The organism is Algihabitans sp. (assembly GCF_965226985.1).
Taxonomy (GTDB): domain Bacteria; phylum Pseudomonadota; class Alphaproteobacteria; order Kiloniellales; family DSM-21159; genus Algihabitans.
Map to the genome: position 1 here is coordinate 4,166,226 of NZ_OZ245712.1, position 17,041 is coordinate 4,183,266.

Consider the following 17,041-nt stretch of genomic DNA (forward strand, 5'->3'; position numbering starts at 1 on the left):
GGACATTCGGTCGACTGGCGATCCTGTTCTAGGACCGACGCGCGTCCCGCCCGAGGCGAAGGGCCAGGGGCCCGAGTGCCGCGCCGAGGGCAAGCAGCGCGAAAGCCCAGCCCCAGGCGCGCGGTTGTTCCATACCTCCGGCTGCGTCCAGGACGATGCCGAAGGCCAGCGGCGAGACGAACCCGGCGCCAAAACCGAGAAGTGTGTGGATCGCCATAAGCGCGCCGCGATGGTCCGGATCGGCGGCGCCGACCGCACCGGCCGTCAGAGAGCCTGAGTCGCCCATCACAAGGACACCGACAACAAACAGCAATGCCAGCAGCAACCAGCCGGCGCCCTCGGCTGCCAAGCCAAACGATAGCGTGCAGACGGCGGAGCCGATCATCACGAACGTCAGCACCCGATGGCGGCCGAAGCGGAGCGAGAGTTCGTTACCCAGCACCGAAGCGGGCAGTCCGACGATAAGGGCAAGAGTCGCAAGCCGTGTGGCCTCGGTCTGGGTTAGGCCGCCCAACGCCGGCGCTGCGACGAGGAACGCAACCAACCAGGCTCGCCAGCCGAACAGCTCCCAGATGTGACAGCTATAGGCAAGGGTGTATCCCATGGCGCTGCGGCTTTTGAGGGCCGCGCTCCAGCGCAGCGCGGTGCCCGGTCCCAGGCGTCCCTCCGGCGGTCTCGGCTCGGTGCCAAGTCGGATCAACAATGCGGCCGCCACGTTGCCGGCCGCAGCAAAGAGGAACGCGGTCTGCCAGCCGAAGCGGCCGGCGAGCTCGCCGGCAACGAAGACGGAGACACCGATGCCGACCGCGAAGTGCGCCGTGTACCAGGCGATTGCACGCGACTGAGCCGGCCCCTCGATGCGATCCGCCAGGATGCGGGCACCGACCATGTAGCTGCCGGCCAAGGCGGCACCTGCCAGAAGGCGCCACGGAAGAGCGCTCCAGAAATCGTGCGCGAAAAGCGCGAAGCCTACTGCTGCCAGCGCACCCAGCAGAGTCGCAGCAATGAAGATGCTGCGCGCATCAGTTCGGTCGGTGCGACCGACCAGGATCGGAACCGCTGCCGCGTAGCCAGCATAGTAGAGACCGCTAATCCAGCCAGCCTGGCTTCCCGAGAGGCTCCAGCTGTCCTGGAAAAGCGGGATCAAGGCAGGGAAGGTTGCATTCCCCAGCATGGCCAGAACCAGTGCGGCACAAGTGATGGCGGTCAGCCGGAGCGGGGTCTGGGCAAGCATGACGGGGGTGAGGCCGCGTTTAAGTGTTGCTAGTGCGGTGAAACTCGGTGGGTGATCAACTTGTAAGTACTCATATCTTCTTGAAAGGTCGCACTTTTGTGCTGATCCCACAATTTTTTTGGGTGATCCGATTCCTCCAGATCTTCGTATTGCTTGACGAAAATAGGATAATCAGTCCCGGGAGCAGCTCGTGATGGCTCACTACGAAAACCCTGAAGCGCAGCGGGCCGGATCGGCCTTTATCCGCCGCTCGATGTCGGAACCTCTTCTGACCCGAGATCGAGAGTTTGAGTTGGCGCGAGCCTGGCGGGAAAAGGGCGATCAGACGGCACTTCATGAACTGGTCCGAAGCTACACACGCTTGGTCGTGTCCATTGCGGCGAAGTTTCGGAACTACGGCCTGCCGATGAGCGATCTCGTCCAAGAGGGCTCTGTCGGTCTGATGCAGGCCGCGGCTCGTTTCGAGCCAGAACGGGACGTGCGTTTCTCGACCTATGCGGCCTGGTGGATTCGCTCTGCGATCCAGGACTTTATTCTGCGGAATTGGTCGATTGTGAGAACGGGGACGACCGCCGCTCAGAAGTCTCTTTTCTTCAACCTCCGTCGGCTTCGCGCCCGGATCGAGGAGAGCAGCGGTCGCCAACTCGACGACGAGGGTCGTCGGAAGATCGCTACTGAGCTTGGCGTTCCTTTGACGGAAGTGGAGGCGATGGAGAGTCGCATGTCCGCTTCCGATCAGTCCCTGAACATGACGGTCGGCGAGGACGGCGAGGACGAATGGCAGTCTTTCCTGGCCGACGAACGCGCAACACCCGACGTGAACGTGCAGACCGTGCACGATCGCGAGCTGCGAAGCCTTTGGCTCACTGAGGCGCTCGGAACGCTCGACCGACGGGAACGCATGATCATCGAGGCGCGGCGTCTGACCGACGAGGGGGCGACCTTGGAACAGCTGGGCACGCAACTCGGTGTGAGCAAGGAGCGTGTGCGCCAGCTGGAGCATCGTGCGCTTGGCAAGCTAAAGACAGCCATCATGTCGCGTACGGACGCTCCGAACGATCTTCTGATCGAAGGTTAGGGGCTCGGCGTCCCGGCTTCCTCTGAAGTCTGTCGCATTACGTGTCTCTATTTAACCACGATGTCGCCGGGTTTGAGGCTATTCGGCGCATCGCTTCTCGGTGAGCAAGGTCTGCAGTGCGGCCTGTGCCTTCGGCATCACGCCATCCCTGCGCCATACAAGGTGAGTTTGACTGATCGCTAAAGGTGTCGGCAGCGGCGTCGCCCTGAGTTCTTGGGCATTTCGGTAGGCGGAGACCGACGCCTCGGGAACAACGGCGAAGCCGATACCGGCTTCGACGCACCCTAGAATACCATCGAGCGTTCCCATCTCGACGATAGTCGTATCGCTCCTGCCGAGGTCGCGCAGCCAAGCTTCCGCGACGGCCCGGTAGCTGCACCCCTGTCTGAAGGCCAGAAGGGGCATGGCTCCGACTGAGTTTTGAGCGTGCACTGCGACGAGCGTCTCTTGGAAAGCGAGAGAACTGCAAAAGCGGTTGCGGTCGACCGGCCCGGCGACGAAAGCGGCATCCAGTTTGCGATCCCAAACCAACTCGAGCAGTTCCGCCGTCGGGCCCGTATGAAGCGAAACGGGAGCCGCCGGGCAAAGATGCATTACTGCCTTTAGAAGCGGTGGTAGCCGGACTGCCGCGGTCGTCTCCATCGCCCCCAGGCGCAGGGGAGCTGAGTTGCCGGCCGCATCTCTCAAGTCGCGTTCGGCTTCTTCGAAACGCAGCAGCAGCTCCACTGCATGAGGCCGTAGGCGTTCGCCGAGCTGCGTCAGGCGCGCACCGTTTTTTCCGCGCTCGAACAGAGTTCCGCCCAACTGCGCCTCGAGGCGCCGGATCCTTGCGGTCACGTTAGATTGAACGCAGTGCAACAGCGGCGCTGCCGCGGAGAAGCTCCGGGACTCTGTGACCGCCATGAAGGTTTGCAGTAGCTGCCGGTCCATCCATCAAAAATACAGATATAAAAATTATGCATCAATCAATTTACGAGCTAGGTGCGATGCGACAAGCTGATAACCATGGAACAGATCATCAAAACCCGCTTCACCGAGCGCTTCGGCATCGCCCATCCCGTCATGTTGGCGCCCATGGACAAGGTCGCTGGCGGCAGATTGGCTGCCGCAGTCTCTCGGGCCGGCGGGCTCGGGTTGATCGGAGGCGGCTATGGCGACCCGCAGTGGGTGGAGCAGGCTTTCCTGGCGGCCGGGAACACGTCTGTGGGCGTCGGGTTCATCACCTGGAGCTTGCTCAGTCGCCCTGAGATGATCGCGCAGACGCTCGCCCGTCGGCCGGCTGCTTTCATGGTGTCGTTTGGAGATGCTTCGGAGATCGTGGCCGCCGCGCGGACAGCGGGGGTGCCGACCATCTGGCAGGTTCAGACCCTCGCGCAGGCCGAGCAGGCTCTGGCCGCCGCCGTCGACGTGGTGGTTGTACAGGGACAGGAAGCCGGTGGCCATGGCATGGATCGGGGCCTGACCGCGTTGTTACCGGCGGTTCGCGATCTTTCCGGACCTGAGCAGATCCTGCTTGCTGCCGGCGGTCTGGCCGACGGTCGCGGGCTGGCTGCTGCCCTGATGCTCGGGGCCGACGGCGTCATGCTGGGTACGCGCTTCTGGGCGAGCGAGGAGGCCGAGGGGTCCGATGCCGCGAAGGCGGCGCTGGTGCGCGCGACCGGCGACCAGACCCTTCGTTCCAAGGTCTTCGATGTGGCGCGGAACGCTCAGTGGCCTTGGCAGTTCACGGGTCGCACCGTTGCCAATGCCTTCGCGCGTCAATGGCACGACGATCTCGATGGCCTGCGACGGAACGCCGACCGGGAGCGGGCGCGCTACGACGCCGCCGATTCTGACGACTATGAGATTCGCGTTTTGATTGCCGGCGAGGCGCTCGATTTGATTGGTAGCATCGCACCTGCCGAGACCATCGTGGAGGATGTCGTTCGCCAAGCCGCCGGATTGTTACGAGACGGAAGCACTCGTTTTTTGCTGGGGAGTTAGACGGTTTCGCTTTGAGTTTCCGTGAAGGGTCGCGTCTCGCAAGTGACCGGAACGAGATAGACCTCCACCGGGGTCTCGCGGCCGCGCAGATCGAGTTCGCCGAGGCTCTCGCCCGCGTCCATAGCCGCCGCCGCCGCCAAGGTGTCGGCACTGGACAGCAGCACGACCGCGGTGCCCTCGCCGCGGTTTTCGCGCTCCTTGCCGAGAGCCTCCAGGCGCTGGGCGACGTTCACGGTATCCCCGATCAGCGTGTAGTTCATGCGGCTGGGGGCCCCGATGTTGCCGACGATTGCCGGACCGCTGTGTAGACCGATCCTCAAGCGGATGGGGGGCTCTCCGGCGGCCTGGCGTCGAAGGTTATCTTCCGCGACGGCTTGGGCCATGGCACGGGCGGCACGCAAGGCACGGGCGGCGTGGTCGGGTTGCGCTTCCGGTGCCCCCCAGAAAGCCATCAGCGAGTCGCCGATGTATTTGTCGACGGTGCCGTTCTCCGCCTCGACACAGTTGCCGAGCAGCGCGAAATGCTCGTTCAGCAACCTTGCAAGCTCTTCCGGCGAGCTTCGCTCGGCCAGCTTCGTGAAACCTGAGATATCGGTGAAGAGTACCGTGATCTGCCGTTCCTCCGACTGAGTCGCACTGGGGCCGAGTCGCATCAGCCGGGCAACGAGTGCACGGGGAACATAGATTTCGAACCAGCCCAAGGCCGTGCGCATGGCGGCAAAGGCGTGCTGGGCGGCATCCAACTCTCGCAAGCGAGAACTCTGAAGCGGCGGCATTTCGTCAAGGCGAAGTCGGGCCACCGCTTCGGCCGCGGTTTCCAGCCGGCGCAACGGGCGTGCCAGCGCCCGACCCAGCAAGATCGACAGACCGACCGAAACCAAGAGGATTGCAACGGCGACAGCGGCGGAACCAACCAGCCGTTTCAAAGGCAGGATGACTCCGTCCAGCGGAAGATGAACCCCCACCGTGGTCGGCTCGCCACCCACCGTGCCGGCCTCCCGATAGACGAAGAGATGACGTTCGCCTGCGACCTCCACGGCATGGACCTTGGCGTTGCGCGTAAAGACGATCTGCTGCAGCGGGGCGTCCATGACGGGCGCTTCCCAAATGGCAGCCAGGACTTCGTCGCCGAGGTCGCTGGCAGTCGGCAGAGGGTTTTCCGGTGAAAGTTCCGCCGCGATGCTTGCCATGTCGGCGTGGGCCAGGACGCGGTCTCGTCCCAACAGAACGAAGGTATGGGCATCCTCGGACGCGAGAGAGTCGACGAACTCGCTGATCGCCGTGATCGCGACGACGGCGCTTGCCGCGCCTACAAACTGCCCGTCGGGGCCGAACAGCGCCACCGACGTGCTCACATGAGGTGCACCCAGATCGGTGGCCCAGACGAGGAACTGGCTGTCGGCCAAATTGCCGCTCCGCGCTGCCTCGAGCAGATCCATGATTTCCGGGCGTCCCACCCAGTCGCCGCGCAGGTAGACCAGTTCATCCTCGACGAAACCAACTCTTGTTGCCGTTCCGTTCTCTTGTACGACGGCGATTCCATGAACCTGAGGGCCGGCCGCCAGGCTCCCTGCCAGGACGGCCCTCAGGTCTCTTTCGTCATTCAGATCCAAGGCGCCGCTGCGGACCAGGCGGGCCAGATGTTCGACCTGAAAGCGGCCGTCCTCGCGGTGTTCCTCGACCAGCCCGGCCAGGGAATCGAGATAGAGTTCAGCCGTTTCGCCCATCAGCTCCAGGGTGTTCTGCTGATTGGCCCGCCAGGTCACGAACCCCACGGTCAGGACGGCGACGGACAGCAAGCCGCCGAAGATTAAGGTGATCGCACTGGCGATCGGTAGCCGCCAGAAACGGCGAGGCTTCAGGTCGAGGTTGTCGTCCTGTTGCATGTAGACCCGCTCTCGCGCTCCTTGACCCTTGTGCCTCTCGTCTGTCAGGCCGCTACTGCACGATCAGTTTGACCGTTTGGCCGGTTTGGACGTCCTGGTCGCTTTCCAGGCCGTTGAGGGCCCGTAGGCGAGCCTCCCGATAGTCGGCGAAGGGCAGGCGGCGGGCAAGGCTTGCAACGCTCTCCCCCGGTTCGACCGTATGCAGCACCAGTCGTCTCGGCTTAAGGGTTTCCGCCTCGTCTGCGCTCAGCCGCCGGAAGCTGTAGAGCGTATCCACGAAGGCGTCCGCGTACCTGCGGCTTTGCTCGGGCGTGGTCGCGAACAGAAAGCGGTAGACTGTGTCGTCGGGCATCCGGATCGCCGCCAAACGCAGGTGGCGGGGACCCTGGCGGGTCTCGATCCTGGCCAAGGCGACCGCCGCCGGCAGGCCATCCACAACGAAGTCGGAGAGCTGTTCGAGCGGCACCTCCTCGCCAGCCCATTCCCGCTGCAGGTATGTAAAAAGACTGTCGCTTTCCGGCTTTGCCCTGTCGAAAACGACGCGAACGCCCTCGCCGTTCACGGCGATCACCTGGGTCTGGCCGTTGAGCAGGCGAAAACCCTCGGGAACCTCAAAGGCGAAGCGCAGCTGCGGATGTGCAAAGGAGCGTCCGCGTACGAAACCATCCTCGGGGCTATCGCCGTAGAGCAGGCCGTCGATCTTACGGAGATAGAGATCCCGCGCGGTCATCGGATCCTGAACGTCGGTCAAGCCGGCCTGGCGAATCGCCTGCTCGATGCGGTCGACCGTGCGGGGGTGAGTTGCCAGGATGTTGAAGGCGTCCGGCGCTCCGGGTTGGCCCGCGATCTCCGCTTCCAACCGGCTTTGGCGCAAGAGGTTGTCCAGGAAATCGGCCATAGCCCGAGGGTCGTAGCCGGCCCGGGCCAGGTACTGAACGCCCAGGAGATCCGCCTCGTACTCCTGGTCGCGGGAATAGGCGCGCAAGCCCAGCAGGGCGACGCTGCTGCCGAACTGGGCGGCCTCCTCGCCGAGAAGAACGCCGAGGCCGAGCGCCGCCAGTTCGCCGAAGATCCCGGCGCCGACCCGATTCAGACCGTGGTGTGCGTTCACATGTCCGATCTCGTGAGCCAGAACGCCGGCCAGCTCCGCCTCGTTCGCGGCCAGAGCCATCAGGCCTCGGGTGACATAGACGTAGCCGCCGGGCAAAGCGAAGGCGTTGATCACTGGCGAATCCAGCACGGTGAAGGTGTAGTCGAGATCCGGTTGTTCAGAGGTGCGGGCCAGGAACTGTCCGAGAGAGTCGACGTAGTCCTGAACCTCCGGATTCTCGTAGGCGCCGCCGAAGGCCCTGACCAGCTGCTCGTGCTGCTGGGCCCCCAGACTCCGTTCGATGCCGGATAGCCAGTCCGCCGACGCTGGGCGAGGCGTCAATGCGCCGACGGCGACCAACAGAGCCGCTGAAACAGCGATCATCAGTTTGGAAACGGACTTGTGCGTCACGGATCCTCCAGCACCTCGATCTGATCCGGCGAAAGAACCTCTATCATCGGACCGTTGAACGATTCCAACCAGCCGCGCACGCGCAGCCGCCGGTCGGTATAGTCGCGCGGGTCGAGACCGGCTGCGCGGAATCTGCGCCGTGCGTCTGGCGATAGCGTGGCGGTGAAGTCCTGGCGCCAGTCGACCCCGAAGTTGAGGTAGGCTCGGCCCCGAACCACGGTGGCATCCGCCACGCGTCCTTCGACAATCAAGAAACGGCCGAGAGACATCTCCTCCATCTCCTCCGGCAGCGTCTCCGCATTTCGTATGGTGTAGTACGCATCCGACCAGAGGCCGCGTCCCTCGCGACGGGCTTCCGCTTCCAGGCGCAGGTAGTCGTCACGGTTCGAAATCGCCTCCAACCCAGACACCTGTGCCCAGCCCGCCACGACCAGACTTCGGCCGATTTGCCGTCCGTCGGAGAGAGCTGCAGTGCCCAAACGCCGTCCCCAGCGATCCGTTCCGGTCACCGTGAAAACAATTGGCTGCCCAAGGCTCAGCTGCGTTAGAACCTGCCGCGCTTGCTCCGCCGTGCGCCAGAGACCGGTGTACCCAAGCGGCGGTTGAGGCGGTAGCAGTCCGGCGAGCCGCAATACGGTGCCGTCTTCAAGGCGCAGTGTCGTACCGTCGTCCACTGCCGTGACGGTGCCGGTCGTCGTCAGGCTGTTGGGGTTGGAGTCGGACGCCAAAGGCTTGGTGCTGTCGGACGTGAAAATGCCGGCGAGCAGGACAAACCAGACGAACCAACGCATCCTGTATTACGTCGCCGCGATCTGCCGCTGGCCCAGTTGCTGAAGCCGTTCTCGCATGCCGTCCGTCAAGGGTCGGGACTTGCGTGTTGCCTCGTCCATCAGCACCAGAACAGTCTCCGCCGTCGCGACGCAGCTGTCCTCCGTGAACAAGCCTTGCGCGAGGGTCATCGAACTCGTTCCGACACGGGTAACGCTGGTGCCGATCTCGACATGCCCCGGCCAGAGCAGCTCGGCCCGAAAGTCGAGGACCAGCCGGGCTATGACGAAGGAGGCGCCGGTTGGGGCAAGAGGGTGCGCGGGATCGTAGAAGATCGCCACACGTCCAGACTCCAGGAAGGTCGCGAAGACAGCATTGTTGACGTGGCCCTGACGGTCTGTATCGCGATAGCGCAACACGTCCTTGGTCCAGCAGGCATAGAGCTCGCGGTTTGTCGGATCGGTGGATCTCTCCGCCTGATCGCTTGTGGTCGAACCGGTCATGGCGTCAGTAACTAGCATGCCAGGTGGGCTTTCAGCAAAGCCCAGCGGTTGCAGGGGTGTTGGTCTCACCGGTTGGCGCGATATAAGGGCAGGCACAGCGCTCTGTGCTCGCGTCTTGGGTAAATCCTGGTGGCAAATCCTGGCGGCGGACCCTTGCGGTTGACCGACGGTCGCGGTCCGCCCGCCCCTTTTCTGGAGAACCGATGGCGGCTCACGATCTTTTCCCGCCCATCCAAGCTTACGAAACGGGCTTGTTGGCAGTAGACAACCTGCACACGATCTATTGGGAACAGTCGGGCAATCCAAAGGGGCGCCCCGTACTGTTCGTGCACGGTGGACCGGGCGCGGGGGCTTCACCCGATCATCGTCGTTTCTTCGACCCCGCGACCTACCGGATCGTCATCTTCGATCAGCGTGGTGCCGGTCGCTCGACTCCTTTGGGAGAGACGCGCGCCAACACAACGCAGCATCTGATCGCCGATATGGAGCTGCTGCGCGAGCGTTTGGGAATCGATCGCTGGCATCTCTTCGGCGGTTCCTGGGGGTCGACCCTGGCTCTGGCCTACGCGCAGGCTCATCCTGAGCGGGTTTCGGCACTGCTCCTGCGCGGCATCTTCCTCTGCCAGAAGGGCGAGGTGGATTGGTTTCTTTACGGCATGCGCACTTTCTTCCCCGAAGTTTGGGACCGCTTTTCGGGCTTCGTTCCTAAGGCCGAGCGCAACGATCTTCTGGATGCCTACTACAGGCGCCTGATGGACCCGGACCCAAGCGTCCATATGCCGGCCGCGCGATCCTGGAGTACCTACGAGGGCGCCTGCTCGACCTTGATGCCAAGCCCGGAAACCGTTGCGGCCTTCGGTGAGGACGGCATGGCGCTCGGCTTGGCCCGTATTGAGGCGCATTACTTCATCAACAAGATCTTTCTGCCGGAGGGCGCTTTGCTGGAGCGGGCCGGTCTTCTGAAGGATATGCCCGGCGCCATCGTCCAGGGGCGTTATGACACGGTCTGCCCGCCCACCACGGCCTACGCACTGCACCGGGCTTGGCCGGCCGCCAGTTTCCGGATCGTGTCGGATGCCGGTCATTCGGCCATGGAGCCCGGCATCCGACGGGCTCTGGTGGAAGCAACGGAGCGTTTCAAGACTTACGCTTAGGATAGAGTGTATCAACTTTAGATTGCTATCTAAATTGCCCTGAACAGCCGCCGCGCATTCGGACTTGCTCTCCTTCGGACGCAAAGTAAACTTTGGATCCGAGGTCGGGTCGGTGTTGGGGGCAAAAGTCTATGTTTCGGAGTGTTCTGGCCGCCGTCATGGCGCTGCCGTTGCTGTTGTCTGCGGCTGAGGTTTCTGCGCAGGACGATCCAAGCCTCATCTCCTTCGGTGCCGGCTGGTGGGATCTTGTTGCCGGAGACGACGATCAGGCTGATTTCCGTCTGGAGTATCGACACGGCCAGCGCTTTCTTCATGTCGTCAAGCCCTGGGCCGGCCTGGAGGTCACGACGGCCGGCGGCTTCTGGGGCGGCGCCGGGCTGTTGGTCGATATCTACCTCGGGCGGCGGATCGTGCTGACCGGCAGCACGGGTGTCGGCGGTTTCTACGAGGGTGACGGCAAGGATCTGGGCAGTCCCGTCGAGTTCCGCTCGACGATCGAACTGGGCTATCGCTTCAACGACCGATCCCGTCTTTCGCTCGCATTCGGTCACCTCTCGAACGCCGGTATTGGTGATAGCAATCCGGGGACCGAAGTCCTGACGCTTTACTACCATCTGCCTATCAACAGGCTTTTCGAGTAGATGCGCAACGACCCATAGGGCCGAGACAAAGCTCCTTCTTTTTTTGGCGGCCCCGCTCACCGAGGGGTGATTGGACCTGTCGGGCCGAAAGAGGCTGTCATCTCGTCCATGCGCATCCCCGGTTTTCTTTCATTGCTGACGGCGCTGGTTTCCCTCATTGCCGGTCTGGCCTTGGGGCCGGCAGCGGCGAACATCTTCGTGGTCGATGACCGCATCGCCGTGGAACGCCGTCCGGGAACGCCCTGGGCGGCTGTCGGTCTGATTACGCAGACGACGCCGGGCCGCGACTTTCGCTTCGGCACGGTGACCTTGGTCGGGCCCTGTCATGCGCTGACGGCGCACCATACGGCGTTCCGCAGGATCGCCGATGCCGGAACCGACGAGGTCAGTCATCTCTGGTTCGGACCGCCACGGGCCGAGGGGCCGGTCCTGGGTCTGTCGTCGGATCTCCTCCTCGACAACCCTGGTGTCGCGGAGCAGGACGGCGAGTTTCCTTGGACCTGGCGCGTGACAGCCCGTCCTGTGGTCTGGGGGGATCTGGGGGCCCATGTGCATGGCGATTGGGCCTTGCTGGAGCTGGACCAGTGTCTCGGAAGCCGGCTCGGCTGGTGGGATCTCACGCCGCTGCGTTTCGACGAAGTCGAAGCCCTCGACCCCGGCTCCCTTCGGCTGGTCGGTCACCCGACCGAAAGTCCCCGCGAAACGGCGCTGCTCGATCCGGCTTGCGATCTTTACAGCGAACTTGGCTCCGTCCCAGGCTGGCGCATGGACTGTGCCGTGCGGGTCGGCAACTCCGGCGGCCCGGTTTTTCTCGATCCCGCAGAGGCGCCGGCTGGCGCGGCGGTTTCGGGTGCTCCTGCCGCTGTCGGCGAGGCGGGGCCCTTGGGGCCCCGTCTGATTGCTATCGTCAAGGGCGACTTCTTTCCACAGCCGCGGGGCGTGGTGATTCCTCAATGGGATGAACGGGCCGCCAACGTCGCCTTGCCGGTCTATGCCTTCATCGATGCCTTGCGCCCCCACCTCGCTGCCGGTCTGGCCCGAGCGGACCGGGAAGCCCGGCAATAGGGCGGCCCTGCCCATCCTGAATCCTTGCGTAGGCCGCCGCTAGAAGACAGAGTGCGCTAGCATGTCCCCGTAGCTCAGCAGGATAGAGCACAGGATTCCTAATCCTGGGGTCGCAGGTTCGAATCCTGCCGGGGACGCCAGCGCCTGAATCTCTGCCTGTTTTACAGCTTTCGAAAAGCCCGCAAGAGTCGTATCGTAGCCCTCAAAAGCAGCCATAGGAAGTGATGGGATGCGATTGAGGGTTGGTCGGACTTGGGTCCTAGTGTTGATGCTGGGGGTCTTTGGGGCAGGCGGGCCGGCAATAGCAGACGAACCTGAGGCTTCCTTCTACGACGGTATCCGCTCGGCTTTTCCTAAGTACAATCAGTTGAGGACAATCCGGGCGCTGGCCGTTTGTATCGATTTCCACCGCTCGACACTCAGCAGCGCCAGGGTCCCCGCCGGTTATTGGTACTACAAGGAATCGGGACCGCTCTTCACCACGACGCTGGTGCGGGAAGCGCTGAACTACTGCGTCCAGGAGAAGCGTCGCCAGAGCCTGCGCGATTGCGATTGTGTGATCGTGGCGCGCAACAACCGCTTCCGCTTGGAGGCCACTCCGGAGCAACTGGCGAAACTCGCGACGCCAAGAGCGGCGACCCTGCCGCTGGTCCGGCGGCCGCAAAGCGAGGCGTCGGCCGACCATACGCCCATTGCCGACCCGGAGACCTACACGGGGATGCTGATTTTTGGAGGCGGGGCCAACCGCGAGTGGGTCTGGGCCTCTCTGACGGTCACGCCGACGCGGGACGGCGCTGAGTTCGAAGGAACTGTCGGCGACGACCAGTGCCGTGGCGACCTTATCACCGAAGACCGAAAAAACGGCACCTGGGGTGGCCACTGCGAGGGGCGGGGTTCCCTCTGGGGCACAGTCAAGCTTGAGGAGGGTCGGATTGTCGTACAAGGTGTTGAAGCCGATGGCGGTGAGCTGAGTGCTCAGCTCACCCGCCAGTAGCGATCACTTATATCTTCCTCGGCCGGCTCTTTCCCTCTGTAGGTTGACGATCAATTTCAGAGAACTCTAGCGCTCGGCTCGCAACCTATTGAGTCCGGTCTAAGATCATAGGGGGATGAGTATTCTCTCTGTGATTTGCGGAACCGCAGTGCGGCGCCACACGGCCACTAGTGCCCTAGGGGTAGCTGTGATGGCGCAGGTTGCAGGCGCTTCCGCGTCCCGCGTTACAGGTCTGGGTCGGGTGGATGCAGGTATCTCCGCAGGCCTTTCTCGTCCGACACTTGGGATAGCCATACTCGACCTTGGCGCACATCGGCGGTTCCCGATAGGCGTATCTGCGGTCGTCGTCCCAATCCCCCTCGTCGTCCCAATCCCCCTCGTCGTCCCAGTCCCGATCGCCATCCCAGTCCTGATCGTCGTTCTCGTCGCGGCTTTCGCTGAGTGCATAGGCTGCAGCTACGATAGCGCCGGCGGCAAGGAGTCCGAGAAGAATCGTCGTCCCGACCTTTTCCGTCTCGGCGGAGGCCTGGTCGGCGATGACGCGATCCAGCTGTTCGATCGCCTGCTGATGAGACAGAACCTTCTGCGTTACCTGCGTGCGCAGCCATGTGATTTGAGAGAAGATGACCGACGCTTGTTCGTTCGGATCGTCGGCGACCGACTTCCGCAGCGCTGCGTCGATGCAATAGGAGTAGGCGAAAAATCCCGCTGCCTTGCTGCAGGACTTCGCCTGCTCTCGTAGCGGGCCGACTTGAGCGCAGGCCGTTATCAAAACGCAGAGGAAAAGGACGGCTCTCTTCACGCTATCTCCTGACCGGCCCATAGGCTTACAGGAGTCTTTACGCAATTTATGGTGGCATTATCCCTAATGGCGACCGGCGAAGAGAGGAATGCCGGCAAGGAAGAACGGCGGCTAGTGTCGAGCCGCTATTCTTCCGATGTATCGGCCGTGACGACTTACACCTGACTCGTCTTGCGTACCCTCAGCCAGCGTAAGCCAGCCAGACCACCGAGACCCGTCAGCAGGAACCATGCGGCGGCAGGCAGGGGAACGGCTGCAACCGGAGAGACTTCGCCGGCCTGCACGGTCAGGGCATGCCTGGACCCGCCGCCGGCGAGCAGGGCCAGACGGCCGCGGATGTTGAAGCCATCGGTAAGGCCGGCACTTGCGAAGATCGCGGTTTCGGAGAGCCTTCTGTCCGTCGCATCGCCCACCCGGACATCTACGCTTTGTCCGTCGAACTCGGTGATCCGCAGCTCCGCCTGCCGCTTGGCGAAGATGCTGACTGCGTTTCCGTTCAGGAGCGGTCCATTGAAGGTGAGCAAGGGATCGCTGGCGCGGGCGGCGGCAGGATTCCAGAGCCACAGCCGAGCCGAGCCGTCAGCGCCGTAGATGTACTCGAAGTCCCAAAAATTGAGACCCTTTCCCCAGCCGAACTGTGCCTGGTGAAAGTTCCCGCGCGTACTGGTTTGGGTGCCCAATCCCAGTTCCCAATCGCCACGCGTCCCTTGACGTCCTCCGCGCAGTTCCAATCCATGCACGCCTGACTTGCCGGCTTGGCTGAAAGACGTGAAAGATTCGCCGACGGCCGTAGCAGTGACGTTCATGACGGCTGCCGAGGCGGTCTGGCCGGTCAGTGCTGCGGCGCCGAGCGCGCCGGCGAGAGCGATGGCTTTGAAGAGCTGCACGGACTTCTTCCTGACAAATTGACAGTGATGCGGAAATGGCCGAATTAATGATGTTGCGCAATGCAGTCAGGAAGGTTTTTTGTAAATAACTTGTAAGTGCTTTGTCCGTTCCAATGGTTAACGAGGTGTTGATTTTCACTTTGTTTCGATATGCAGGTGAGTTCTGAACTTAAGCTGCGCGCGGAGCGACCTCTAAGGTCGCCGAAGGCATATTGAGGTGGCGTTGCGCGTCTCTCTACGTCACAAAAAATCTGCAGACTGAATCGGAAAGCTTGCTCGCTTTCAGTCCGAACCGCGCCGCACGGGTAAGGTGAGACGATGGGAAATCCTCGTCTGGGTCGTATCGCCCGCTTTGTGTTCTCGTTTGAGACAGTCGTGGTTGGCCCTAGCGGTTGCTAGAGTAGGCCCTTGGGAAGGGATTGTCTGCCTGCAGACTAGGGTGTCAGAAGGGGGGCCGTCGGAGGCAAGCCATACCCCAGCGGGTTGGCCGGTTATTCGAAACGGAAAGCTACCGATGTCGCAGACGAGCAGTCGGATTGAAGCTGTCGTTCGGTCTGACCGGCTGCTGCGTCTCTACGCCTATTGGAAGAGCAAGCGCTCCCCGTCAGCTTTCCCGTCGCGACAAGACATAGACGTGCTCGACCTCGGTTTCGTGCTTGGAAACCTTCATTTGCTGGAAGTCGAGCGCGACCCGCTGGATTTTCGCTTCCGCGTGCACGCGACCAACGGAGTCAACTACGTCAAGCGCGATATGACGGGTCGCAGGGTCTCGGACTACGAAGATCGGGACTATGGGCGTTTGGTGTACGAGTTCTATGCAAGCGTCGTTGCGAGAGAGCAGCCGCGCGCGATTGCCGAGCAAGGCTTGATGACGGAGCGTCGTGTCTTGAAGTGGGAAGGCCTGGCTCTGCCGTTATCTGACGATCGCCGTTCGATCACTGGTATTCTCGTTGGTTTTGAGATTCTCTAGCCGAATAAACCTTGTATCGAAAGTCCGATGTTGAGCGTGGCTCCCAGTGCCAAGACTGTGAAGGTAAGAGACATTCCAGCGACTCGCAGACGATAGGGCTCGGGATCGCGGCTGACACCGGTAGCATGGAGAAGGCGCCCGATCAGCAGCGCCACACCTAGCCCGTGCAACAGCCAACCTGGAAGCTGCTGCACTTCGGCCAGAGCGATCAAAATCAGACACAAGGGAACGTACTCTGCGAAGTTGGCCTGTACCCTGAGAGATCTCAGCAAGGCCTGATCGCCGCCGTCGCCCAGCGGGACACGGCTTTCCCTGCGCGTGCGGATGACCCTGAGACTGAGGACTATGAAGTGCAGACTCAGGAGACCGGCATAGAGAGCTGTGATGGTCAAAGACATGGCACAGGCCGCCTCGGTTCACCTAGGTTTACGCTAAGTGGAGACGGGAAGATCAGTTAAAGGGGAGATCAGCGGCCGGGGGTCAGCGCCGGATGTTTTTCCGACGAAGGGGAGCTTTCCCTGCCAGGTCCAGCAGCGCTTGCGCACAGATCGCCTGATCAGGCAGGCCTGTTCGCTTGCAGGCGGCCTCCGCTTCCAGCAGGCGTGCAAGGGCTCGGCCGAGCCAGGCGGGAGGCCAACCCCGTGCTTGCGCGAGGAAAGCCTCCTTGACCTTCCAGAAGACCGGTGGGCGAAGCTGTTTCAGCGCGCCTTCGGGATCGCGCCCGCCCGCAAGCGCCGCCGAGACCAGGTGGAGCTGTTGGAAGTGTCGCGCCACGGCGCGTAGCACAGCGACCGGCGACTGTCCCTCGGCGAAGCTGCGCGTCAGCGCTCGATCCAGAACGCTCGGCTGGCCGCCGGCGACGGCATAGGCGACGTCCTGCAACGACAGAGCCGCCGTGTCGTTGACGACAGCCGCGACTTCGGCCAAGTCGACCGTGCGCTTTGTCGCCCCGGGCTGTTGTCCGCCGCCGTCCGTCCCATCCGTTTCAACGGTGCCCATGTAGGTCACAAGCTTCTCAAGCTCGCTGCGCGAAACCAGTCGGTCGCCGCCCAGATTGGCCGCGAGATAGGCCTTGGCATCCGGCGTGACTGCTAGGTTCGCGGCTTTCAGAACCTCGTCGATCAGCTTCGGAAGTCCTGCACCTTCGTCGCGGTAACAAGCAACCGCGGCGCCGCAGGCGCTTGCCTCGACCGTGCGGACCAGTCGGGAGGCCTTGGCGGACCCCAGGTCTCCGGCCTCGATCACCACCAGAGCATCTCCCGGCGGGTCGGCCAGGAAAGCTTCGATCTGCTTTGCGTCTTCGTTGCCGATGTCGCGCAGGCGCACCACACGGCGCCCGCCGGTCAGCGCCAGTGCCGCCGCTTCGTCGTTGAGGATCGCGGGGTCGCTGCGAAGCTGCTTTGCCGCGATCTCCGCCAGCCGGAAGGGGTCGTTCGGATCCTCCAGTACCGCGCCGGTCGCGGCCCGCGCTCTCTCACGCACCATGCCCTGATCGGGTCCGTAGAGCAGCAGGAGCCGCACCGCCGGGTCCGGCTTGGCGCAGAAGGCGTCGGCCCGGGCAGGCTGAACCTTCAT

The 17,041-nt window shown here is 62.9% G+C and carries 17 protein-coding genes and 1 tRNA gene; 8 read left to right on the plus strand and 10 right to left on the minus strand.

Annotation, left to right across the window (positions count from 1 at the left end; translation table 11 throughout):
* Positions 1-28 precede the first annotated feature (28 nt).
* Positions 29-1,234: an MFS transporter gene (locus tag ACO054_RS19075; protein ID WP_421708171.1), complete on the minus strand. Its 1,206-nt coding sequence runs from the start codon at positions 1,232-1,234 to the stop codon at positions 29-31.
* A 193-nt stretch (positions 1,235-1,427) separates the two neighbouring features.
* Between ACO054_RS19075 and ACO054_RS19080 the strand changes: the two genes are divergently transcribed.
* The gene (locus tag ACO054_RS19080; protein WP_421708172.1) at positions 1,428-2,312 is read left to right on the plus strand and encodes an RNA polymerase factor sigma-32; all 885 of its coding nucleotides are present in this window, start codon (positions 1,428-1,430) and stop codon (positions 2,310-2,312) included.
* Between the two features lie 78 nt (positions 2,313-2,390).
* Here the strand turns inward: ACO054_RS19080 and ACO054_RS19085 are convergent, their stop codons facing one another.
* Entirely contained in the window at positions 2,391-3,242 is an 852-nt protein-coding gene (locus ACO054_RS19085; RefSeq protein ID WP_421708173.1) for a LysR substrate-binding domain-containing protein, read from the minus strand.
* Between the two features lie 75 nt (positions 3,243-3,317).
* Between ACO054_RS19085 and ACO054_RS19090 the strand changes: the two genes are divergently transcribed.
* Complete coding sequence (locus ACO054_RS19090; RefSeq protein WP_421708174.1) at positions 3,318-4,295, plus strand: NAD(P)H-dependent flavin oxidoreductase; 978 nt, start codon at positions 3,318-3,320, stop codon at positions 4,293-4,295.
* Here the strand turns inward: ACO054_RS19090 and ACO054_RS19095 are convergent.
* From ACO054_RS19095 to ACO054_RS19110, 4 genes are read right to left on the minus strand one after another with little or no spacing between them, the layout of a single operon-like run.
* Entirely contained in the window at positions 4,292-6,181 is a 1,890-nt protein-coding gene (locus tag ACO054_RS19095; RefSeq protein ID WP_421708175.1) for an adenylate/guanylate cyclase domain-containing protein, read from the minus strand. The two genes, ACO054_RS19090 and ACO054_RS19095, sit on opposite strands and share 4 nt — an antisense overlap.
* Positions 6,182-6,233: 52 nt before the next feature.
* Positions 6,234-7,682, minus strand: a complete 1,449-nt coding sequence (locus ACO054_RS19100; RefSeq protein WP_421708176.1) for a M48 family metalloprotease — start codon at positions 7,680-7,682, stop codon at positions 6,234-6,236.
* On the minus strand, positions 7,679-8,473 hold the full coding sequence (locus ACO054_RS19105) for a thermonuclease family protein (protein ID WP_421708177.1): 795 nt from the start codon (positions 8,471-8,473) through the stop codon (positions 7,679-7,681). The genes ACO054_RS19100 and ACO054_RS19105 overlap by 4 nt, the downstream gene beginning before the upstream one ends.
* Before the next feature lie 6 nt (positions 8,474-8,479).
* Positions 8,480-8,971 (minus strand): acyl-CoA thioesterase, encoded by a 492-nt coding sequence (locus ACO054_RS19110; protein WP_421708178.1) that lies wholly within the window; start codon positions 8,969-8,971, stop codon positions 8,480-8,482.
* 185 nt (positions 8,972-9,156) lie between these two features.
* On the opposite strand from ACO054_RS19110, the gene pip reads away from it, so the two are divergent.
* From pip to ACO054_RS19135, 5 genes are all read left to right on the plus strand, one after another.
* Entirely contained in the window at positions 9,157-10,107 is a 951-nt protein-coding gene (pip, locus tag ACO054_RS19115; RefSeq protein WP_421708179.1) for a prolyl aminopeptidase, read from the plus strand.
* A gap of 131 nt (positions 10,108-10,238) precedes the next feature.
* Positions 10,239-10,748 (plus strand): acyloxyacyl hydrolase, encoded by a 510-nt coding sequence (locus tag ACO054_RS19120; protein WP_421708180.1) that lies wholly within the window; start codon positions 10,239-10,241, stop codon positions 10,746-10,748.
* A 108-nt stretch (positions 10,749-10,856) separates the two neighbouring features.
* Entirely contained in the window at positions 10,857-11,813 is a 957-nt protein-coding gene (locus ACO054_RS19125) for a trypsin-like serine peptidase (RefSeq protein ID WP_421708181.1), read from the plus strand.
* Positions 11,814-11,876: 63 nt separating this feature from the next.
* A tRNA-Arg gene (locus tag ACO054_RS19130) sits at positions 11,877-11,953 on the plus strand.
* Between the two features lie 89 nt (positions 11,954-12,042).
* Positions 12,043-12,807 (plus strand): hypothetical protein, encoded by a 765-nt coding sequence (locus tag ACO054_RS19135; protein ID WP_421708182.1) that lies wholly within the window; start codon positions 12,043-12,045, stop codon positions 12,805-12,807.
* 175 nt (positions 12,808-12,982) lie between these two features.
* On the opposite strand, the gene ACO054_RS19140 is transcribed toward ACO054_RS19135, so the two are convergent.
* Both ACO054_RS19140 and ACO054_RS19145 read right to left on the minus strand, forming a co-directional pair.
* The gene (locus ACO054_RS19140) at positions 12,983-13,609 is read right to left on the minus strand and encodes a hypothetical protein (RefSeq protein WP_421708183.1); all 627 of its coding nucleotides are present in this window, start codon (positions 13,607-13,609) and stop codon (positions 12,983-12,985) included.
* A gap of 155 nt (positions 13,610-13,764) precedes the next feature.
* A complete protein-coding gene (locus ACO054_RS19145) occupies positions 13,765-14,496 on the minus strand; it encodes a VPLPA-CTERM sorting domain-containing protein (protein ID WP_421708184.1) in 732 nt (243 codons plus the stop codon).
* Between the two features lie 514 nt (positions 14,497-15,010).
* Between ACO054_RS19145 and ACO054_RS19150 the strand changes: the two genes are divergently transcribed.
* Positions 15,011-15,466 (plus strand): PAS domain-containing protein, encoded by a 456-nt coding sequence (locus tag ACO054_RS19150; RefSeq protein WP_421708185.1) that lies wholly within the window; start codon positions 15,011-15,013, stop codon positions 15,464-15,466.
* On the opposite strand, the gene ACO054_RS19155 is transcribed toward ACO054_RS19150, so the two are convergent.
* A complete protein-coding gene (locus tag ACO054_RS19155; RefSeq protein ID WP_421708186.1) occupies positions 15,463-15,864 on the minus strand; it encodes an MAPEG family protein in 402 nt (133 codons plus the stop codon). The genes ACO054_RS19150 and ACO054_RS19155 overlap by 4 nt on opposite strands.
* An 82-nt stretch (positions 15,865-15,946) precedes the next feature.
* Positions 15,947-17,041, minus strand: a complete 1,095-nt coding sequence (holA, locus tag ACO054_RS19160; RefSeq protein WP_421708187.1) for a DNA polymerase III subunit delta — start codon at positions 17,039-17,041, stop codon at positions 15,947-15,949.

What these genes read in the sequence shown, in the direction of transcription:
- ACO054_RS19120 (WP_421708180.1), top strand. Translation starts at nt 10,239, where the DNA reads ATGTTTCGGAGTGTTCTGGCCGCCGTCATGGCGCTGCCGTTGCTGTTG.
- ACO054_RS19135 (WP_421708182.1), top strand. Translation starts at nt 12,043, where the DNA reads ATGCGATTGAGGGTTGGTCGGACTTGGGTCCTAGTGTTGATGCTGGGG.
- ACO054_RS19125 (WP_421708181.1), top strand. Translation starts at nt 10,857, where the DNA reads ATGCGCATCCCCGGTTTTCTTTCATTGCTGACGGCGCTGGTTTCCCTC.
- ACO054_RS19105 (WP_421708177.1), bottom strand. Translation starts at nt 8,473, where the DNA reads ATGCGTTGGTTCGTCTGGTTTGTCCTGCTCGCCGGCATTTTCACGTCC.
- ACO054_RS19110 (WP_421708178.1), bottom strand. Translation starts at nt 8,971, where the DNA reads ATGCTAGTTACTGACGCCATGACCGGTTCGACCACAAGCGATCAGGCG.
- ACO054_RS19150 (WP_421708185.1), top strand. Translation starts at nt 15,011, where the DNA reads ATGTCGCAGACGAGCAGTCGGATTGAAGCTGTCGTTCGGTCTGACCGG.
- ACO054_RS19090 (WP_421708174.1), top strand. Translation starts at nt 3,318, where the DNA reads ATGGAACAGATCATCAAAACCCGCTTCACCGAGCGCTTCGGCATCGCC.
- pip (WP_421708179.1), top strand. Translation starts at nt 9,157, where the DNA reads ATGGCGGCTCACGATCTTTTCCCGCCCATCCAAGCTTACGAAACGGGC.
- ACO054_RS19085 (WP_421708173.1), bottom strand. Translation starts at nt 3,242, where the DNA reads ATGGACCGGCAGCTACTGCAAACCTTCATGGCGGTCACAGAGTCCCGG.
- ACO054_RS19080 (WP_421708172.1), top strand. Translation starts at nt 1,428, where the DNA reads ATGGCTCACTACGAAAACCCTGAAGCGCAGCGGGCCGGATCGGCCTTT.
- holA (WP_421708187.1), bottom strand. Translation starts at nt 17,041, where the DNA reads ATGAAGGTTCAGCCTGCCCGGGCCGACGCCTTCTGCGCCAAGCCGGAC.
- ACO054_RS19155 (WP_421708186.1), bottom strand. Translation starts at nt 15,864, where the DNA reads ATGTCTTTGACCATCACAGCTCTCTATGCCGGTCTCCTGAGTCTGCAC.
- ACO054_RS19075 (WP_421708171.1), bottom strand. Translation starts at nt 1,234, where the DNA reads ATGCTTGCCCAGACCCCGCTCCGGCTGACCGCCATCACTTGTGCCGCA.
- ACO054_RS19095 (WP_421708175.1), bottom strand. Translation starts at nt 6,181, where the DNA reads ATGCAACAGGACGACAACCTCGACCTGAAGCCTCGCCGTTTCTGGCGG.